General features: G+C 73.4%; 20 protein-coding genes. 4 read left to right on the forward strand and 16 right to left on the reverse strand.

Going from position 1 to position 18,867, the window contains the following annotated elements; genetic code table 11:
• Positions 1-31 precede the first annotated feature (31 nt).
• The 7 genes from AB7J25_RS17355 to clpS form a co-directional block, all read right to left on the reverse strand.
• On the reverse strand, positions 32-568 hold the full coding sequence (locus AB7J25_RS17355) for a rhomboid family intramembrane serine protease (RefSeq protein ID WP_428510288.1): 537 nt from the start codon (positions 566-568) through the stop codon (positions 32-34).
• 190 nt (positions 569-758) lie between these two features.
• Entirely contained in the window at positions 759-1,709 is a 951-nt protein-coding gene (locus AB7J25_RS17360; protein ID WP_428510252.1) for a PLP-dependent cysteine synthase family protein, read from the reverse strand.
• A 2-nt stretch (positions 1,710-1,711) separates the two neighbouring features.
• Positions 1,712-1,984 carry a MoaD/ThiS family protein gene (locus AB7J25_RS17365; protein ID WP_428510254.1) on the reverse strand — a complete coding sequence of 91 codons (273 nt, stop codon included), beginning with the start codon at positions 1,982-1,984 and terminating at the stop codon, positions 1,712-1,714.
• Positions 1,985-2,029: 45 nt separating this feature from the next.
• Positions 2,030-2,608 carry a Mov34/MPN/PAD-1 family protein gene (locus AB7J25_RS17370; RefSeq protein ID WP_428510256.1) on the reverse strand — a complete coding sequence of 193 codons (579 nt, stop codon included), beginning with the start codon at positions 2,606-2,608 and terminating at the stop codon, positions 2,030-2,032.
• An 82-nt stretch (positions 2,609-2,690) separates the two neighbouring features.
• Positions 2,691-3,113 carry an acyl-CoA thioesterase gene (locus AB7J25_RS17375; RefSeq protein WP_428510258.1) on the reverse strand — a complete coding sequence of 141 codons (423 nt, stop codon included), beginning with the start codon at positions 3,111-3,113 and terminating at the stop codon, positions 2,691-2,693.
• Between the two features lie 37 nt (positions 3,114-3,150).
• Complete coding sequence (locus tag AB7J25_RS17380) at positions 3,151-3,702, reverse strand: DUF2017 domain-containing protein (RefSeq protein WP_428510260.1); 552 nt, start codon at positions 3,700-3,702, stop codon at positions 3,151-3,153.
• A gap of 17 nt (positions 3,703-3,719) precedes the next feature.
• Positions 3,720-4,010, reverse strand: coding sequence for an ATP-dependent Clp protease adapter ClpS (gene clpS, locus AB7J25_RS17385; RefSeq protein ID WP_428510290.1), 291 nt, complete (start codon positions 4,008-4,010; stop codon positions 3,720-3,722).
• Between the two features lie 63 nt (positions 4,011-4,073).
• Here clpS and AB7J25_RS17390 point away from each other — a divergent pair, with 63 nt between their 5' ends.
• Positions 4,074-5,363, forward strand: coding sequence for a nicotinate phosphoribosyltransferase (locus AB7J25_RS17390; protein WP_428510262.1), 1,290 nt, complete (start codon positions 4,074-4,076; stop codon positions 5,361-5,363).
• Positions 5,364-5,438: 75 nt separating this feature from the next.
• On the opposite strand, the gene AB7J25_RS17395 is transcribed toward AB7J25_RS17390, so the two are convergent.
• Positions 5,439-5,927 carry a CinA family protein gene (locus AB7J25_RS17395; RefSeq protein ID WP_428510264.1) on the reverse strand — a complete coding sequence of 163 codons (489 nt, stop codon included), beginning with the start codon at positions 5,925-5,927 and terminating at the stop codon, positions 5,439-5,441.
• A gap of 173 nt (positions 5,928-6,100) precedes the next feature.
• Here AB7J25_RS17395 and AB7J25_RS17400 point away from each other — a divergent pair, with 173 nt between their 5' ends.
• Together AB7J25_RS17400 and AB7J25_RS17405 are read left to right on the forward strand one after the other, a co-directional pair.
• Positions 6,101-6,649, forward strand: coding sequence for a nicotinamidase (locus tag AB7J25_RS17400; protein ID WP_428510266.1), 549 nt, complete (start codon positions 6,101-6,103; stop codon positions 6,647-6,649).
• A 69-nt stretch (positions 6,650-6,718) separates the two neighbouring features.
• Positions 6,719-8,848 (forward strand): ATP-dependent DNA helicase, encoded by a 2,130-nt coding sequence (locus AB7J25_RS17405; RefSeq protein ID WP_428510268.1) that lies wholly within the window; start codon positions 6,719-6,721, stop codon positions 8,846-8,848.
• 10 nt (positions 8,849-8,858) lie between these two features.
• Here AB7J25_RS17405 and AB7J25_RS17410 read toward each other — a convergent pair whose 3' ends face one another.
• The 7 genes from AB7J25_RS17410 to AB7J25_RS17440 form a co-directional block, all read right to left on the reverse strand.
• Complete coding sequence (locus tag AB7J25_RS17410) at positions 8,859-9,638, reverse strand: LytR/AlgR family response regulator transcription factor (protein WP_428510270.1); 780 nt, start codon at positions 9,636-9,638, stop codon at positions 8,859-8,861.
• Between the two features lie 207 nt (positions 9,639-9,845).
• Positions 9,846-10,049, reverse strand: a complete 204-nt coding sequence (locus AB7J25_RS17415) for a DUF397 domain-containing protein (RefSeq protein ID WP_428510272.1) — start codon at positions 10,047-10,049, stop codon at positions 9,846-9,848.
• Between the two features lie 21 nt (positions 10,050-10,070).
• Positions 10,071-10,922: a helix-turn-helix domain-containing protein gene (locus tag AB7J25_RS17420; protein ID WP_428510274.1), complete on the reverse strand. Its 852-nt coding sequence runs from the start codon at positions 10,920-10,922 to the stop codon at positions 10,071-10,073.
• A 176-nt stretch (positions 10,923-11,098) separates the two neighbouring features.
• Positions 11,099-11,830, reverse strand: coding sequence for a peptidyl-tRNA hydrolase (locus tag AB7J25_RS17425; protein ID WP_428510276.1), 732 nt, complete (start codon positions 11,828-11,830; stop codon positions 11,099-11,101).
• Between the two features lie 67 nt (positions 11,831-11,897).
• On the reverse strand, positions 11,898-13,130 hold the full coding sequence (gene serB / locus AB7J25_RS17430) for a phosphoserine phosphatase SerB (RefSeq protein WP_428510278.1): 1,233 nt from the start codon (positions 13,128-13,130) through the stop codon (positions 11,898-11,900).
• A 20-nt stretch (positions 13,131-13,150) separates the two neighbouring features.
• The gene (gene ctaD / locus AB7J25_RS17435) at positions 13,151-14,905 is read right to left on the reverse strand and encodes an aa3-type cytochrome oxidase subunit I (RefSeq protein ID WP_428510280.1); all 1,755 of its coding nucleotides are present in this window, start codon (positions 14,903-14,905) and stop codon (positions 13,151-13,153) included.
• 253 nt (positions 14,906-15,158) lie between these two features.
• Positions 15,159-15,947 carry a PIG-L family deacetylase gene (locus tag AB7J25_RS17440; RefSeq protein ID WP_428510282.1) on the reverse strand — a complete coding sequence of 263 codons (789 nt, stop codon included), beginning with the start codon at positions 15,945-15,947 and terminating at the stop codon, positions 15,159-15,161.
• Between the two features lie 148 nt (positions 15,948-16,095).
• On the opposite strand from AB7J25_RS17440, the gene AB7J25_RS17445 reads away from it, so the two are divergent.
• Entirely contained in the window at positions 16,096-16,968 is an 873-nt protein-coding gene (locus tag AB7J25_RS17445) for a type IV toxin-antitoxin system AbiEi family antitoxin domain-containing protein (protein WP_428510284.1), read from the forward strand.
• 73 nt (positions 16,969-17,041) lie between these two features.
• Here the strand turns inward: AB7J25_RS17445 and AB7J25_RS17450 are convergent.
• Positions 17,042-18,867: AAA family ATPase (locus AB7J25_RS17450; RefSeq protein ID WP_428510286.1), on the reverse strand; the 1,826-nt coding region annotated here is incomplete at its 5' end.

Consider the following 18,867-nt stretch of genomic DNA (forward strand, 5'->3'; position numbering starts at 1 on the left):
CGGGCACCAGCGCGCGGCACGGGCGAGCCCGCTACGCCGGGACCGCCCCCCGGTCGGCCCGTGCCACCATCCGCGCTGCGACCACCCCGGCGAGCGCGCCGAACAGGTGACCCTGCCACGACACCCCCGGCTGTCCCGGAAGCACACCCCAGAGCATCCCGCCCCAGAACAGGAAGAGCATCACGGCCAACGTGATCTGCGCGGCACTGCGCGCGTAGAACCCACGGACCAGCAGGAACGCGAGCCAGCCGAAGATCAGCCCGGAGGCCCCGATGTGGTTGGTGCCCGATGGGCCGACCAGCCACACCGCGAGCCCGCCGAGCACCCAGATCGTGGCCGTCACCACGACGAACTGGCGCAGCCCGTTCGCCAGCGCGAGGAACCCCAGTACGAAGAACGGCAGCGTGTTCGCGGCGAGGTGCGCCCAGTCGTCGTGCAGCAGCGGCGCCCAGACCACCCCGCTCAGCCCGTCCAGCATGCGCGGCAGGATCCCGTTGCGCTCCAACTGCTCGCCCGACGCGACGTCGAACGCCTCGACCACCCACAGCATCGCCGTGAAGACGGCCATGCCGAGCAACGCGGTGAACGGCGAGGCGGGCAGGACACGGCCGGTGCGCTGCTGCGGTGACGTCACCCTGCCGAGGCTACCGACTCCCCGTCGAGAACGACGTTCTGCTGATCAACAGGGCTTGTTGATCAGCGTAAGGTCGTTCTCGACGGCGGCACCCCCACGGCGGCCGTCACCCCCACGGCGGCCGTCACGCCCAGAGGTGCCCCTCGATCCGCTCCGCGGCCTCGTCCAGCGTGCCCGTGTACGCGCCGGTGGACAGGTACTTCCAGCCCCCGTCCGCGACGACGAGCACGATGTCGGCCCGGTCCCCCGACCCGGCGGCCTTCTCGGCGACGGCGAGCGCGGCGTGCAGGATGCCGCCGGTGGAGATGCCGGCGAAGATGCCCTCCTGCTCCACCAACTGGCGGGTGCGCCGCAGCGCGTCCGCCGACCCGACGGAGTAGCGGCCGGTGAGCACGTCCGGGTCGTAGAGCTCGGGGACGAAGCCCTCGTCGAGGTTGCGCAGCCCGTAGACGAGGTCGCCGTAGCGCGGCTCGGCCGCGATGATCTGCACGTCCGGCTTCTTCTCGCGCAGGTAGCGGCCGGTGCCGACGAGCGTGCCGGTGGTGCCCAGCCCCGCGACGAAGTGCGTGATCTCCGGGCAGTCCCGCAGGATCTCCGGCCCGGTGGTGCGGTAGTGCGCGTCCGCGTTGGCCGGGTTGCCGTACTGGTACAGCATCACCCAGTCCGGGTTGCGCGCCGCCAGCTCCTTGGCCATCGCGACGGCCTGGTTGGAGCCACCCGCTGCGGGTGAGGAGATGATCTCGGCGCCGTACATCTCGAGGAGCTGGCGGCGCTCCACGGAGGTGTTCTCCGGCATCACGCAGATGAGCTTGTAGCCCTTGAGCTTCGCCGCCATCGCCAGCGAGATGCCGGTGTTGCCGGACGTCGGCTCCAGCACCGTGCACCCGGGCTCGAGCAGCCCGTCCGCCTCGGCCTTCTCGATCATCGCGAGCGCCGGGCGGTCCTTGATGGAGCCGGTCGGGTTGCGGTCCTCCAGCTTTGCCCACAGCCGGACGTGCTCCGCGGGCGACAGGTTCGGCAGACCCACCAGCGGTGTGTCTCCCACCGCCTGGAGCAGTGAGTCGTACCGCGCCATGATCAGCCGCCCGCGACGGCCGGCAGGATCGTCACGGTCGAGTTCTCCCCCACCGGAGCCTCGAGGCCACCGGCGAAGCGGACGTCCTCGTCGTCGACGTAGATGTTGACGAAGCGGTGCAGCTTGCCGTCGTTCACCAGGCGCCCCGCGATGCCCGCGTGGCGCGACTCGAGGTCGTCGATCACCTCGGCGACGGTGCTGCCCTTCGCCTCGACGGTCTTCTCGCCGCCGGTGTGCGTGCGCAGGATGGTGGGGATCGAGACGGTGACGGCCATGCGTGTGCTCCTGTGAAGATCGGTCCGGATCGGTGGTGGTGCGGGTCAGCCGAGGTCGGGGACGTCGTCCGCGCCGGTGTGGGCGAACATATAAGTCTCGACGACGTCGACTTCTTCCTCGGTGACCACACCGTCCACGATCCGGAACGACCGGAACTCGTGGCCCGCGACCGTGGGCGTCGCGTCCTCACTGGTGGACACGATCACCCAGTGGATGCGCGGATCGGCGGCGGGACCGGACGCCAGGTCGACGTCGACCTGCGACGGGTAGGCCCCGCTGCGCGTGTGCGAGTGGTACATCACGACCGGCCACTCGTCGGCCGCATCCATCTCGCGCTGCACGCGCAGCCGTTCCTTCGTCTCGTACGTGTAGTACGTCAGCGAGGAGCGCACCTCGCCGTCGTACTCGGCGTGGGCATCGCCCAGCAGGACGGCGCGGTGCGCGCGCTCCTGCTGATCGGCGGCGGCGTCGCCGGTGGGTTTCGCTGCATTGGTCATCCGGATGAACCGCTCGGGCCGATCGGCACCCTCGCGGCCCGCGATCATGCCGCAGGCCTCGTGGGGATGCTCCTCACGGGCGTGCGCCATGACGGCCTCGACGAGGTCGGCTCGGATGACCAGCACGTCGTCCAGGGTACGTGGCACCCCGGAGCGGTCGCACACCGCCGAGCCCGGTCTCACACGCGGCACCCGGTCGCGCACGCAGCTACAACCCCAGCACCCCCGGGTCCGTCGCGATCTCCCGCAGCCGCCCCACCGGATCCGCCACGAGCCGGCGCGCCGTCGAGTCGATCAGTCCGATCCGGCAGGTGATCTCGCAGGCGACCACCCCGTCCGCGCGGGTGAGCGTGTGGTCGATCGTGAACGTCTTGCCGGTGCCGAACCCGACGCGGGAGTCGATCTCCACCTCGTCACCCGCGCAGAGCTCGCGCAGGAAGCGCACGTGGGTCTCCAGGAGCACGAAGCCCAGACCGTGCTCCAGCAACCGCTCGAACGACGCGCCCGCCGCGAGGAAGTGCTCGGCTCGGGCGTGCTCGCCGTAGCGGTGGTAGTTCGCGTGGTTGAGATGGGCGTTGGCGTCGAGCTCGTAGCTGCGCACGCGGACGCGGACGGTGTGGCGGGCACCCATGGCCGCAGCATCGCATCGCTCCCGGCCGCAGACCGGGTCAGCCCACCCGCATCCGCGCCTGCACGAGCGCGTCCTGCACGTAGGTGAGCCAGTGGTAGACGCCCAGGTGGGGGGTCCGGGGATCCTCCGGGTCCAGTTGCTCGGGCATGTCCTCGCTCACGTCGAGGGCGGTACCGAGGGCGAGACGGACGTCGTTGAGCGCCCCCAGCCACCGGTCGGCCTGCCCGGGGGTGAGCTCGACCCGGCCGCCCTGCGACGGCAGCGTGTCGAGCACCTCGGTGACCATCTCCTGCTTCGACTCGATCAGCGCGGGTTCGTGCAGGGAGCGCAGGGCCCCGGCGAGGCCGGGATCGTCGCGGGTGAAGTCCGGAAGCAGCCGGGCGAGGACGCGGTCGTCCGGGCGGGTGGACGGCCCCGTCGCCATCCCGGTGAGGGCGGCCAGCTCGTCCACGGGGTGCTCGGCGACGCGGCCGGCGAGCAGCTGGCGCACCTCCTCGACCAGCCCCCGCAGCACGGCCGCCTCCTGCGGGGCGAACGTCGCCACGAGACGGCTGCGCGCACCGCGGCCCGACCGCTTCCAGCCGTTCACCGCTCGTCCTTCCCTGGCTACGTGCGCTGCATCGTGGCCCACAGGCCGGCGGCGTGCAGCTTGGCGACGTCGTTCTCGATCTTCTCCCGGTCGCCCGAGGAGACCGCGGCTTTGCCCTTGTGGTGCACGTCGAGCATCAGGGCGGTCGCCTTCGGTTCGGGGTAGCCGAACAGCTTCTGGAGCACGTAGGAGACGTAGGACATGAGGTTGACAGGGTCGTTCCACACGACTGCCTGCCAGGGCGTCTCGGCGGCCGCGACGTTGTCGGTCTCCTCGTCCACCTGCCTCGTGGGCGTGGGAAGGGGCATGGCCATGGCTCCATGGTGACACCTGGCCCCACCGCCCCGCACGGGGACATACCCTGCACGGTCATGACCAGCACCGCCGTCGCCGGTTCCGCACTGCTGACCGACCGCTACGAGCTGACGATGGCCGCCGCGGCCCTCGCGGACGGCACGGCGGCGCGGCGCTGCGTGTTCGAGGTGTTCGCGCGGCGGTTGCCGGACGGCCGCCGCTACGGTGTCGTCGCGGGCACGGGACGGCTGCTGGAGCTGATCGAGGCGTTCCGGTTCGGCGAGGAGGAGCTCGCGGTCCTCACCGGTGTCGTCGACGAGCCGACGCTGCAGTGGCTCGCCGGGTACCGGTTCGCGGGCGACGTCGACGGCTACCCGGAGGGCGAGCTGTACTTCCCGGGCTCGCCGATCCTCACCGTCACCGGCACGTTCGCCGACGCCGTGCTGCTGGAGACGCTCGTGCTCTCGGTGCTCAACCACGACAGCGCGGTCGCGTCGGCCGCGGCCCGCATGGTGACGGCCGCTGCGGGGCGGCCGCTGATCGAGATGGGTTCGCGGCGCACCCACGAGGAGGCCGCCGTCGCCTCGGCCCGGGCCGCCTACCTGGCCGGGTTCGCGGCCACGTCGAACCTGGAGGCGCAGCGCCGCCACGCCATCCCGACCGCGGGCACCGCCGCGCACGCGTTCGTCCTGCTCCACGACGACGAGCGGGCGGCGTTCGCGAGCCAGGTCGCCACCCTCGGGGCGAAGACGACGCTGCTGGTGGACACCTACGACATCCGCCGCGGGATCGAGAACGCCATCGCCGTCGCTGGCCCCGAGCTGGACGCCATCCGCATCGACTCCGGCGATCTGGGCGTGCTCGCCCGCCAGGCTCGCGAGCAGCTGGACACGCTGGGGGCCGGCGGCACCCGGATCGTCCTGTCCGGGGACCTCGACGAGTACGCCATCGCCGCGCTGCGCGCCGAGCCGGTCGACGCCTACGGGGTGGGCACCTCGGTCGTCACCGGCTCGGGCGCCCCGACCGCGGGGATGGTCTACAAGCTCGTCGAGGTGGACGAGCGGCCGGTGGCCAAGCGCAGCGCGTCCAAGGAGTCCAAGGGCGGGCGCAAGTCCGCGGTGCGCCGCCACCGGCCCACCGGCACCGCGACGGAGGAGGTCGTCCACCCGGCCACCGTGGTGCCCGAGCTGGGCCCCCACGACCAGGTGCTGCCCATAGCGCTCATGCGCGACGGCCGGCCGGTCGACGGCCTGCCGGGCCTGGACGAGGCCCGGGAACGGCTGCGGGCGGCGCTCGTGTCCGTGCCGTGGGAGGGGTTGAAGCTCTCCCGCGGGGAGCCGGCGATTCCGACGGTGTTCCTGGGCTGACGCCGATCCCCGCGATGATCGCCACCGCAGGTGCAGGGCGCTCGTCGGCGGACGTTGCGTACCCGCCGCGGCGATCTACGCCCCGAGCGCGCGCCGCAGCAGCTCCAGCGCCCTGGCCGCGAACTCCACCATGTTCGCGTCGCGGTCCGCGCTGCCGGTGAGCACGTGCTCGGCCTGCCCCGGGGCGACCGCGACCCAGGCGTGGCCCGGCGGGTCGCCGTAGGGGTTGCCGGCGGGGCCGGTGGCCCCGGTCTCGGCGACGGCCCGGTCCGCCCGCAGCAGCTCGGCCGCCGCGGCGGCGAGGTAGCGGACGAACGGCTCGCACGCCCCGCGCAGTGGCTGCGGTGCGGGCGTGGTCGCCCCCGCCAGCTGTGTGCGGGCCCCGTCAAGGGTGTAGACGACGAGCCCGCCCCGGTAGAAGCGCGACGCCCCCGGGAAGGACAGCAGCGCCGCCGAGATCAGCCCGCCCGCCGAGGACTCGGCGACCGCGAGCGTCTCGCCGCGCTCGACGAGGACGGCCGCCGCCGCATGGGCGGGGTCGAGCAGGCGCGCGGGGAGGAACACGGCGGCCACGCTATCGGCTCGGCGGGTCGTCGATCAGTGCCTCGGCCGACGCGGCCTGCGCCGGAGAGTTCCGAGCATGATCGCCGGGAATGGGACACGGCGCTCGTATCCGGGCCCGCCGTCACACTCTCGGTGATCACACGCTCTCGGGTTCGCGCCGGTAGCGTGGCGTCATGCGCGCGCTGATCGTCGTCGACGTGCAGAACGACTTCTGCGAGGGTGGCTCGCTCGCCGTCACCGGGGGCTCGGCGGTGGCGGCGGCGATCGGCCCGCACGCGCGAGCCGGGCGCTACGACCACGTCGTCGCCACCCGCGACCACCACGTCGAACCGGGCGACCATTTCAGCGACACCCCGGACTTCGCGGGTTCCTGGCCGCCGCACTGCCGCGCCGGCACCCCCGGGGCGTCGTTCCACCCCGCCCTCGACGTCGGTCCGATCGAGGCGGTGTTCGACAAGGGCGCCCACGCGGCCGCGTACTCCGGGTTCGAGGGACACGCGCACGCCCGCGTCCCGCTCCACCAATGGCTGCACGAGCGCGGCGTGCAGGAGGTGGACGTCGTCGGCATCGCCACGGACCACTGCGTCCGCGCCACCGCGCTGGATGCCGTGGCGTCCGGTTTCCGCACGCGCGTGCTGCTGGCCCTGTGTGTGGGCGTGGCGCCGGAGACGACGTCGGCCGCGATCGCGATGATGCGCGAGGCGGGCGTCGAGATCGTCTGAGCGGTCCTCCGGGCGGTGTCCTGACGCATCCGGCCGCGCCGCGCGGCGCCGCTCGGTAGCCTCCCTCGGGTGCCCCCCTCCGAACCGGCCGGTGTCGCCGAGCTGCTCTCCGCCGCCGTCGACGCCGTCGGCGGGAGCCGCCGCGAGGGCCAGGACGAGATGGCCGCGGCCGTGCGCCGGGCGATCGTCTCCGGCGAGCACCTCGCCGTGCAGGCCGGGACGGGCACCGGGAAGTCGCTGGCCTACCTGGTGCCTGCGATCCGCCACGCCGTGGCCGACGACGCCACCGTCGTCGTCTCGACCGCCACGATCGCGCTGCAGCGCCAGCTCGTGGACCGCGACCTGCCCAAGCTCGCCAAGGCGCTGAAGGCGCTGCTCGGCCGGGCGCCGACGTTCGCGATCCTCAAGGGCAGGCGCAACTACCTGTGCCTCAACAAGCTCCACGGCCCCGAGGACGACGTGGACCCCGCCGAGGAGCTGTTCGACCCGTTCGCCGTCTCCGCGATGGGCCGCCAGGTCAAGCGCATCCACGAGTGGGCCGACGACACCGAGACCGGCGACCGCGACGAGCTCGTCCCCGGCGTCCCGGACACCGTGTGGCGCCAGGTCTCCGTCAGCGCCCGCGAGTGCCTGGGCGCGTCCCGCTGCCCCGTCGGCGAGGACTGCTTCGCGGAGCGGGCGCGCGCGGTGGCCGGGCAGTCCGACATCGTCGTCACCAACCACGCACTGCTCGCCATCGACGCGCTGGAGGGTCGCCCCGTGCTGCCGGAGCACGACGTCGTGGTGGTCGACGAGGCGCACGAGCTGGTGGACCGCGTCACGGGCGTCGCCACGGCGGAGCTGACTTCGGCCATGGTCACGACGGCGGGCAAGCGGTGCGCGAAGCTCGTCGACGAGGCGCTCGCGGACCGGCTCGTCGAGGCCGGGGAGGGGTTCGCGCTCATCTGCGAGGACCTGCCGCCCGGCCGCTGGGACAGCCTGCCGCGCCCCGTCGCGGGCGCCGTGTCGGCGATCCGCGACGCCGCGGGCCGGTGCCGGCAGGCGCTGTCCGGCGAGCGGCGCGGCGAGGAGGACGGTACGGGCCGCAAGGTCGCCCAGGCCGCGCTGGACGAGATCGCCGAGACCGCCGTCCGCCTGCTGGGGGCGTTCGACGAGCCCGACCCGGCGAAGCGCCGCGACGTCGTGTGGCTCGCCGAGCGCGGTGCGCAGGCGGAGCGCGCATCCGCGCAGTCGCAGGGCTCGGAGACGGCGCGACACAGGGTCGTCCGGATCGCACCGCTGTGGGTGGGCGGTCTCCTGCGGGAGCGGCTCTTCGGACGGAGCACCGTGGTGCTGACGTCCGCGACGCTGGCGCTGGGTGGCTCGTTCGACGCGCTGGCCCGCCAGTGGGGCCTGCCCCCGCAGGCCCCCGGTACCGCGGGCAGCGGCCCCGGCGCCGCAACGGGGGCACCGGAGGGCCGTCCCGCTCCGGGCGACGCCACCACGTCGGAGGCCGGTCGGCCCGACACGGACGCCGTCGACCTCGACACCGTCCGCTGGACCGGCCTGGACGTCGGCTCGCCCTTCCAGCACGCGAAGGCCGGCATCCTCTACGTCGCCCGGCGCCTTCCCCCACCCGGCCGCGACGGCCTCCCGCCCGCCTACCTCGACGAGATCGCGGGGCTCGTCGAGGCCGCGGGTGGCCGCACGCTGGGGCTGTTCTCGTCCATGCGCGCCGCGAAACAGGCCACCGAGGCGCTGCGGGAACGGCTCGGCACCCCCCTGCTCTGCCAGGGCGAGGACGCCACGATGCTGCTGGTGAAGAAGTTCGCCGAGGACGAGGCGACAACGCTGTTCGGGACGCTGTCGCTGTGGCAGGGCGTGGACGTCCCCGGACCGTCCCTGTCGTGCGTGATCATCGACCGCATCCCGTTCCCCCGTCCCGACGACCCGCTGGTCGCCGCCCGGCAGCGGGCCGCGGACGCCCGTGGCGCGAACGGCTTCCTGTCGGTCTCGGCGATGCATGCCGCGCTGCTGCTCGCGCAGGGCGCGGGCCGGCTGCTGCGCGGGATGGGCGACCGGGGGGTCGTCGCGGTCCTGGATCCCCGCCTCGCCACCGCCCGCTACGGCGGTTTCCTGCGGGCGTCCCTGCCCCCGTTCTGGCCGACGCAGGACCGTGACACCGTGCTCGGCGCGTTGAGGCGGCTCCGGGACGCCTGAGACCGGATCGTCAGGCGCTGCGGCGACCGTGCTCCCCGCGCAGCATCCGCCGCACCTGCGAGATCCGCCTGCGGCTCACCGGCACCCGCATCGCCTGCGGCCCCGCGCCGAGGACCAGGACGTGGCCGTCGCCCTCCGGGCACAGCGCGGAGATCGCGGAGGCGGCCACCAGGTAGGAGCGGTGCACCCGCAGGAATCCCGCACCCGCCCAGCGCTCCTCCAGCACCGACAGCGGGACCCGGAGGAGGTGGCTCCCGGCAGGCGTGTGCAGGCGGACGTAGTCGCCCTCCGCGACCACGCAGCGCACCGCGTCGCGCGGGACGAGCGTGGTGTGGCCGCCGAGCTCGACCGCCACGACCTCCCCGGTGGGACGCTCCCGACGACCGGCGACGGCCGGGCGCTCCCGGCGGCCGGTGGGCGCGCGCCGCAGAGCCTGGCGGAGCCGGTCCGACCGCACAGGCTTGAGCACGTAGTCCACGACGCCCACCTCGTAGGCGTCGAGCGCGCACGTGTCGTTGGCCGTCACGAAGACGATGGCGGGCGGATCGGCGAGGCCGGCGCAGTGGCGGGCCAGCTCCATGCCGTCCAGGCCGGGCATGTGGATGTCGGAGAAGACGACGTCGACGGGGCGGGACCCGTTCCCGTCGACGATCCGCATCGCCTCCGCGGCGTCGCTCGCGCGCAGCACCGTGCCGACGCCCGGCTGCTCGCCCAGCAGCAGCGCGAGCTCGTCCAGAGCCGGCTCCTCGTCGTCCACGGCGAGGACCACCAGCCCACCTGCATCCCCCACGGCCACCTCCCGGTGTCGACCACCCGAAGACCCCAACGAGTGAACGGCGCTCGGGGAACGGTCGTGGCGCGAAGCCGAGTGGTGCATTCGACCGTTCGTCGCGGACGACTCGGGCGATCAGCCGACGATGCAGGTCATCGGGCCTGGATCGGCCCGGTGTGCGGGGCCGGACGCCCTCGTCAGGGCGCCCTCGTCAGGGCGCCCTCGTCAGGGCCGGTCGAACTCCCCCGCCCGCACACCGGCGACGAACGCGTCCCACTCGGCGGCGGTATAGCGGTGCGGGGCGAGTGCGCGGTCCTTCGTGTCGCGGACCAGGACGCCCCCGTCGGGCAGGAACGCCACCTCCACGCAGCTCCCGCCGTTGCCACCGCTGAAGCTGCTCGTCCGCCAGGTCAGGCCGTCGGGGTGCACGACGCCCTCCTCCGGTGTCGCCTACGACTCGGCGAGCGCGCGCTCCACGAGCGCGAGCGACTCGGCCGGGGCCAGCGCGAGGGACCGCAGCTGGTCGAATGCGAGTCTAGCCAGCGACACCTCCGCCTCCTTCTCCAGATGCACCGCGCCGAGCGCGTGCTCGACGTAGGCCATGTCCGGCTCGCCGATGTCGCCGAAGCTCAGCACGTAGAACCCGGACGCCAGCGCCGCGTGCGCGCCGGCCCCGGCCGGCAGCACCTGCAGGGACACGTTGTCCAGCTCGGCGGCGATCAGCAGGTGCTCCAGCTGGGCGCCCAGCACGGCTGGCCCGCCCACCGGGTTGCGCAGCACCCCCTCGGCCACGATCGCCACCAGCCGCAGCTCGTCCTCGGCCGCGGTGAGCCGCCGCTGGCGGATCATCCGGACCGCGATCTCCCGCTCCAGCTCCGCGGCGCTGCGCCGGATGGGCGTGGCGAGGAACAGCGCCTTCGCGTAGTCGGCCACCTGCAGCAGCCCGGGCACGAAGCCGGCGGCGTACTCCTGCACCTGCACGGCCTCGGTCTCGTAGCCGACGTAGCTGTGGTCGCCGAGCCCGTACGCCCGGTACCAGCCCCGCTGGTTCGCCTCCCGGGCCAGCTCCACCAGCTCGGTCCACTGGTCGGCCGCCTCGTAGAGGTCGAGCATGCTGCGCACGCCGTGCACGTCCACCCCGACCTGGGCGATCTCGATGCGGCTCAGCTTGCTCACCGACCAGTCCAGCGCGGGTGCGGCGTCGGCGAGGGTCAGCCCGGCCGCCTCGCGCAGCAGCCGCAGCCGCCGCGCCAGCATCCGACGGCGCACGGACGAGCCGTTGCGGGACCCCCGAGACGCCACAGCCACCCTCCGTGGTCGATCAACAGCCCATGGTCACACGGGAACGGCGGTCGCGGGATTCCCGCGCGGTCCGGTCCCGGTGCCGGTCCCGTGGGGGCCCCGTCGAGAACGACGTTGTGCAGCCCACGGGGCCCTGTTGATCAGCAGAACGCCGTTCTCGACGGGGGCGCGTCAGCTCAACCGTCGATCACACACGTCATCGTGCCCGGATCGACCTCGGTGAAGCCCGCGTCGCGCACCGCCACGGCCTCGTCGCGGCCGACGGCGGCGCACAGCTGCGCCCACCTGTCCGGCGACGCCGTCCGCACGGCGAAGCGCGGCATCTCGTCGATGCTGTCGACGCCGCGCACCGCCGCCCACAGCATCGACGCGTGCCCCACCTGCGCAGCCGCCTTCCCGACCGACATCCCGATCCGCGGGTTGAGGTGGATCGCCACCGCGCCGTCCGGAACGGGGCCGGGCTCGTCCTCGGGCAGGTCCGTGCCACCGATCTGCAGGCGGGAGACGACCTTGGGCACCTCGTCGACCGGGCCGGGCACCAGCGCCCGCACCTCGGCGACGGCCGGTCCGCCGCCAGGGGCACCTCCGCCGATCGGCACCGCCCACGTCACCCCGGGCACCTCCTGGACCGCCGCCCAGTGCGCGCCACGCGCCCGACGGGCGATCTTGCGGATCCGGCCGGCCGTCCACGACGCGACGGCCTCGTGCCACTCCCCGCCCGGCGCGCACCGGGGATCGAGGCAGACGGCGAGCGCCGCGGCGGCCGCCGCCTCCAGGACGGCCGTGCGCGGCGGGGCGTCGCGTTCCAGGTGCAGCACCATCGCCATGGCGCGCACGGGCCCGTCCGCCTCCGGTGGGATCACCCCGGCCTTCACCCCCGGGTACCGGGCCGCAACCGCGTCCAGCACCGTCGAGAACGACGTTGTGCAGCCTGCAGGGCCCTGTGGATCAGCACAATGTCGTTCTCGACGGGGTTCAGGCGATGGGGACACGGCGCAGGAGGCCCTCCGCGGCGTCCGCCCGCTCGACCTCGTCGCGGCTGATGCCGAGCACGAACAGCACGATGTCGAGGTAGGGGTGGGTGATCGCGGTGTCGGCGACCGCCCGTAGCGCGGGCTTGGCGTTGAACGCGATGCCGAGGCCGGCGGCGGAGAGCATGTCGATGTCGTTGGCGCCGTCGCCGACCGCGACCGTCTGCGTGAGCGCCACGCCGGACTCCTCCGCGAACCGGCCGAGCGCCACCGCTTTGCCCGCCCGGTCCACGATCTCGCCGACGACCCGGCCCGTGAGCTTCCCGTCGACGACCTCCAGCTCGTTCGCCGCGCAGAAGTCCATGCCCAGCTCGTCCGTGAGCCTGCGGATCACCGACGTGAACCCGCCGGAGACGAGCCCGCAGCGGAACCCGAGCCGCTTCAGCGTGCGGATCGTCGTGCGCGCCCCGGGCATCAGGGTCAGCTCGGCGGCGACCTCGTCCAGCACCGAGACCGGCAGCCCCTCGAGCACCGCCACCCGCCGCCGCAACGCCTCTGCGAAGTCCAGCTCACCGCGCATCGCCGCCTCCGTGACGGCGCGGACCTCCGCCTCTGCACCCGCACGGGCAGCGAGCATCTCGATCACCTCGCCCTGGACGAGCGTGGAGTCGACGTCGAACACGATGAGCCGCTTGCTGCGCCGCATGAGCCCCATCCGCTCCACCGCGACGTCCACCCCGGCCGTCTGCGCGACCTCCAACGCCCGGGCGCGCAGAGTGCCCGGCGGGTAGACGGTCGGGTCCGACGGGTCCTGCGAGACGAGCAGCTCCAAAGCGGTGACGGGGTAGTCCGCGAGGCGCCGGATGGCGTCGATGTTGGCGCCCAGCTCCGCGATCGCCGTCGCGACCCTCGTGAACGCGCGCGCCGTCACCGGCTGCCCCAGCACGGTGACGACGTGCGTGGAGTGCCGCCGGGCCGGCGGCGTGTCCGCGGCCGCCATCGAGACCTCGACCTGCATGGCGATGCTCGCCATCGCCTGCTCGACCGTCTCCTGCAGCTCCTCCGGGTCCCGCCGCGTCGCCACGAGGACGCCGAGCGTGAGCCGGCCGCGGATGACGACCTGCTCGACGTCGACCAGGTCGACCTCGTGGCGGGTGAGCGCGGCGAAGAGCACCGAGCTCACCCCCGGCCGGTCCGGCCCGGTGACCGTGATCAGGACGCTTGTTCCAGCGGTCACCGGTGCCTCCCCGGGCGGGTTCAGCGCGACTGCGGGTCGTCGTCCGGCTGCGACTCCTCGCCGACGCCCTGCGCCGCGAGCTCGGACGGCGCGTGCCCGCGGCCGACGTGCGCCTCCGCTCGGTAGCGCTCCACCAGGTGCGGGTAGTGCAGCTCGAACGCCGGGCGCTCCGAGCGGATCCGGGGCAGCTCGGTGAAGTTGTGCCGCGGCGGCGGGCACGACGTCGCCCACTCCAGCGAGTTGCCGTAACCCCACGGGTCGTCCACGGTGACCACCCGGCCGTACCGGTAGCTCTTGAACACGTTCCAGATGAACGGCAGCGTGGACGCACCGAGGACGAACGCCCCGATCGACGAGATCACGTTCAGCGTCGTGAAGCCGTCCGAGGGCAGGTAGTCGACGTAGCGGCGCGGCATGCCTTCGTTGCCCAGCCAGTGCTGCACCAGGAACGTGGTGTGGAAGCCGATGAACGTCGTCCAGAAGTGGAACTTGCCGAGCGTCTCGTCGAGCATCCGCCCGGTCATCTTCGGGAACCAGAAGTAGATGCCCGAGTAGGTGGCGAACACGATCGTGCCGAACAGCACGTAGTGGAAGTGCGCGACGACGAAGTAGGTGTCCGAGACGTGGAAGTCCAGCGGCGGCGACGCCAGCAGGATGCCGGTGAGGCCGCCGAACAGGAACGTGACGAGGAAGCCGAGCGCGAACAGCATCGGCGTCTCGAAGGTGATCTTGCCCTTCCACAGCGTGCCGATCCAGTTGACGAACTTGATGCCCGTCGGGATGGCGATGAGGAAGGTCATGAAGGAGAAGAACGCCAGGAGCACCGCGCCCGTGGCGTACATGTGGTGCGCCCAGACGGCGATGGACAGCGCCGCGATCGAGATCGTGGCGAAGACCAGGCCCTTGTAGCCGAAGACCGGCTTGCGGGAGAACACCGGGAAGACCTCGGAGACGATGCCGAAGAACGGCAGCGCCACGATGTAGACCTCGGGATGGCCGAAGAACCAGAACAGGTGCTGCCACAGGATGACGCCGCCGTTGGCGGGGTCGAAGACGTGGGCGCCGAGCTTGCGGTCCGCGAGCAGGCCCAGCAGCGCCGCGGTGAGGACCGGGAACGCGATCAGGACGAGGACACCGGTGATGAAGATGTTCCAGGTGAAGATCGGCATCCGGAACATCGTCATGCCGGGCGCGCGCATGCAGACGACCGTGGTGATGAAGTTGACCGCGCCGAGGATCGTGCCCAGACCGGCGAGGGCCAGCCCCGCGATCCAGAGATCACCGCCGACCCCGGGCGAGCGGATCGCGTCCGACAGCGGCGTGTAGGCGAACCAGCCGAAGTCCGCCGCACCACCGGGGGTGAGGAAGCCGGAGACGACGATCGTCCCGCCGAACAGGAACAGCCAGTAGGAGAAGGCGTTGAGCCGGGGGAACGCGACGTCGGGCGCGCCGATCTGCAGCGGCACGATGTAGTTCGCGAAGCCGAACAGGATCGGCGTCGCGTACAGCAGCAGCATGATCGTGCCGTGCATCGTGAACAGCTGGTTGAACTGCTCCGGCGACAGGAACTGGGCCCCGGGCACGGCCAGCTCGGCGCGCATGAGCAGCGCCATCGCCCCGCCGATCATGAAGAACGCGAACGACGTGACCAGGTACAGGATCGCGATGTCCTTGGGGTCCGTCGTGTGGAGCATCTTCAGGAAGGTGGCGCCCTTGATCGACCGCCGCACCGGGTACGGCGTCGTCGTGATCGGGCGCGGCTCGACGGCTGTCACGGCCCAACCTCCATGTCACTGCCTCCATCGCGTACGGCCATTGCTGGAGGATCGTAGCTCTACTCGTTGTCGAAGGCTTGTGTGAGGGGCCCTCAATCGGCGGTACGACCCACCGGGTCGACGCCCTCCGCCCACAGAGCGGGATACCCCTCCTGGGGCGGCGGCACCGGGGCCGGTGCCGCGGGGCGCGGGGCGCGGGGCGCGGGGCGCGGGGCGCTTGGGCGCGGGCCGCGGGCCGCGGGCCGCGACGAAATCAGCGCGCCGGGGTGAACAGGTCCGTGAACAGCTCCGGCACGTCCACCGGCAGCGGGTCGACGACGTAGTGCTCGGTGCCCATCATCGCGGCGAACGCCTCGTCGGGGAGGGTGAGCAGGAAGTGGTCGTCGGCCATCTGGCTGCGGTGGGCGAGCATGGACGCCCGCTTGGCCGCCGCGTGTCCGGCCGCGAGCACCCGGTGGGTGATCTCCGCCTCGGGCTTGCCGAAGGTGTCGACGTCGATCGCCGGGGGCTCGACGCCCTCGGGCAGCCGCTCGGCCAGCCGCGCCCGCACGAGCTCCCGCGGGAACGTCGACTGCGCCACGACGGGCACGCCCGCGAGCCGCGCGGCCCGGTTCCCGACGCGGTGCACCTGGATGTGGTCCGGATGGCCGTACCCACCGTTGTCGTCGTACACGGTGAGGACGTCGGGCTCCTCCTCGTCGAGGATCACCGCGAGGCGACGCGCCGCGTGCTCGACGTCGGCCTGCCAGAAGCAGTACGGCTCGGCGTTGGCGGGCTCGCCCATCATCCCGGAGTCCGTCCAGCCGAGGAACTCCACCCGCTTCGCGCCCAGTGCGGCCGCCGACGCGAAGCACTCCGCCGAGCGGCGCACCGGAAGCTGCTCCCCCACCGCCAGCACGCCGGGCACCGGTTCGCCCAGCTCACCGCGGGTGGCGAAGACCAGCACCACGCGGTGACCCGCGGCAGCGGCCTTGGCCAACGTGGCGCCCACGGTGATCGACTCGTCGTCCGGGTGCGCCTGGAAGCTCACGAGGGTGCCCACAAGGGGAGGCTAACCGCGCCAGACCATGATCACCGTCGCCGGTACGGAGCGATCGGATACGGACGCCAGGTACCTGCCACGGCGATCATGGACGCGAGTTTCGCCGTTCCGCCCCGCCGACCCCACCGCACCGCCCACCCTGTGCCGCGTGATCACCGTGCACGAGCTCCTGGCGGCCCAGGACGGGGTCGTCTCCCTTGCCCAGGCGGCCGGGGCAGGCTTACCCGGCCCGACGGTGCGCCGGTGGGTGCGGGAGGGCCGCTGGACCCGCCTGCACCCCGCCGTCTACCTCGCGGGCGGGCACCGGCTCACCGCCGCGGGCCGGATCCGGGCGGCGTGGCTGTGGGCCGGGGAGGACGCCGTGGTCTCCGGTGCCGCGGCGGCGTTCTGGCACCGGATCGTCGATCTCCCCCCGCCGGTGGTCGACCTGGTCGTCCCCGCCGCCCGCCACCCGCGTCCGCGGCCGGGGATCCGCGCCACCCGCCGCGACCTCGACCGCGGCGCGGACACCGTCCGGATCGGCGGCATCCGCCTGGTGCAGAAGCCGCTCGCGGTGTGGGAGACGCTGCGCACCGGCGCGGGCGACTCGCTGTTCCTGGATCGCGCGCTGCAGCGCCACGTCCGGTTCGCGGCCTTCTACCGGACGCACTGCCGCCACCTCGGCCGTCCGGGCAGCGCCGCCGTACACCGGATGCTCGTCGCCGCGGCCGACCGCGCCGACTCCGCCGCCGAGCGGCTGCTCGTCGCCCTGCTGCGGGACGCGAGCCTCACCGGTTGGGTGCTCGGGCACCCGTTCGGCCCGTACCGGATCGACCTGGCGTTCCCGGCGCTGCGGGTGGCGGTGGAGGTCGACGGATGGGCGTGGCACGTCGACGCGGAGCGGTTCGCGGCCGACCGCCGCAAGGGGAACGCGCTGGTCCGGGCCGGATGGGACCTCCTGCGGTTCACCTGGCACGACCTCGAGCGGCGCGGACCCGCGGTGGTCGCGGAGCTGTGCGCGACCCTGGCCCGGGCGTCATGATCACCGTCGCCGGTGCAGGACGCTCGTATCCGAGCGTGGTGTACCGGCCGCGGTGATCACTCACCGCGGCCGCTCACGCCAGGATCCGCGTCAGCGCAGGCCCCACCTCCGCCAGCCGCCGCACCTCCTGCACCGTCCCCCCGCCACGCGCTGCCAGGGCGGCCGCGGCGAGCGCGGCCTCGGGCGACGGCAGCGGGACGAGGACGTGCAGGCGGTCGATGCCGGCGAGGGCCTCTGCCGGGTCGTCGCCCGCCGTGTGCAGGCAGTCCGAGAGCAGGACGACCACGCGCTCGTCCGCGGCCGCCCCCGCGAGCTGCACGGCCGCCTCCCGCAGCCCGGCGGCGAGGTCGGTGGTGCCGTGCCCGCGCAACGCGACCAGCTCGCCGAGCAGCTCCTCCGGGGACCGGCGCACACCCTGGGCCTGCAGGACGCTGATGCCGGAGGAGAACGCGAGCACCGACGGCTCCAGCTTCCGCGTGCCCTGCTCGTTCGCGACGATGACGCCCGCCGCCGCGACGGACGCGAGCGCGACGGCGAGGCCGTGCATCGAGCCGGAGATGTCGACGACCAGGCAGACCGCGCGCCGGTGGGCCGACCACGTGCGCGTGACGAGGTCGTCCGGGCCCGGGCGGCGGGCACCCGTGCCCGGGTCCCAGCGCTCCAGCGTCCGGTCCAGGTCGAGGTCGCCGTCGAGGCGCCGCGACGGCCCCAGCCTGCGGGTGCCGCGCGCGCGGGCGGGGCCGACCCGGCCGAGCTGGATGAACACCCGGCCGGCGAGGCGGCGGGCCGCGGCGCGCAGCTGGCGGTCCGTCGCGACGGCGAGGTCCGCGAGCAGCGCCGCCGCGGCCTCGGGGTCCGCGGCCATCGCCTCGTCGAACGCCTCGGGGTCGAGTTCCCCGAGCTCCGGGGAGACCTCCTCGAACTGCTCGTGGCGTGCGGCGAGCTCCTGGCGGCCCAGCTGGCGCGGGGCCCGGTTGCGGTGCGGCCGCTCGCGCTTCGGGGAGCCCGCCGCCTGCGGCGACGGGCCGTCAGCTTTTCCCGGCTCACCCCCATCGGAGTCCGGCGTGTCCGGAGCGTCGGCGGGCCAGTGCAGCTCCAGCAGCTCGTCGATCACCGACTCGGGCGTGCGGTCCACGCCGTCCGCGATCCGGATGCGCCCGGACAGCGCGGCGTAGGCGGCGTCGCGGGCGGTCTCGCGGAGCAGCGCCGGCTCGCCGCGCAGCGAGGACAGGCCCGTGAGCACGAGCGACAGGTCGATCGCCCCACGCACCGACGACCCCATGCGGACGTCGCGGTGCTCGCGGGTGGCGCGGGTGAGCGTCACCGCCAGATCGACGACGGGGCCCGAGAGCCCCGAGACCGACCCGGTGATCGCCTTCTCCGCCTCGGTGTCCTGGTAGCCGAGGACCACCCGGCACATGCGGTCCGCGATGGCCTGCGAGACCCGCGCCGTGCCGATGGCGTCGAACGGGTTCATGGCAGCGATCAGCCGGAACTCGCGCCCGGCCGAGACGGTGCCCAGCCGCGGCACCGCGATCTCGCCCTCGGTGAGCACCGTGATGAGGACGTTGAGGGTCTCCTCCGGGACGCGGTTGAGCTCCTCGAGGTAGAGCAGGCCGCCCCCGCGCATGGCGGTGAGCAGCGGTCCGTCGACGAACGCGGCGGTGTGGTAGCCCTCGTTGAGCACCTGCGAGGGATCGAAGGCGCCGACCAGCCGCGCGGGCGTGAGCTCGGCGTTGCCCTCGACGAACACCACGTCCTTGCCGTGGTCGCGGGCGATCGAGCGCAGCAGCGTGGACTTGCCCGTCCCCGGCGGGCCCTCGATCACGATGTGGCGGCCGGTGGCCAGCGCCACGGTGAGCACCTCGCGCTCGCGACGCAGGCCGATGACCGGTGTTG

Origin of the sequence: Pseudonocardia sp. (genome assembly GCF_050246655.1) — a bacterium.
Classification (GTDB): Bacteria; Actinomycetota; Actinomycetes; order Mycobacteriales; family Pseudonocardiaceae; genus Pseudonocardia.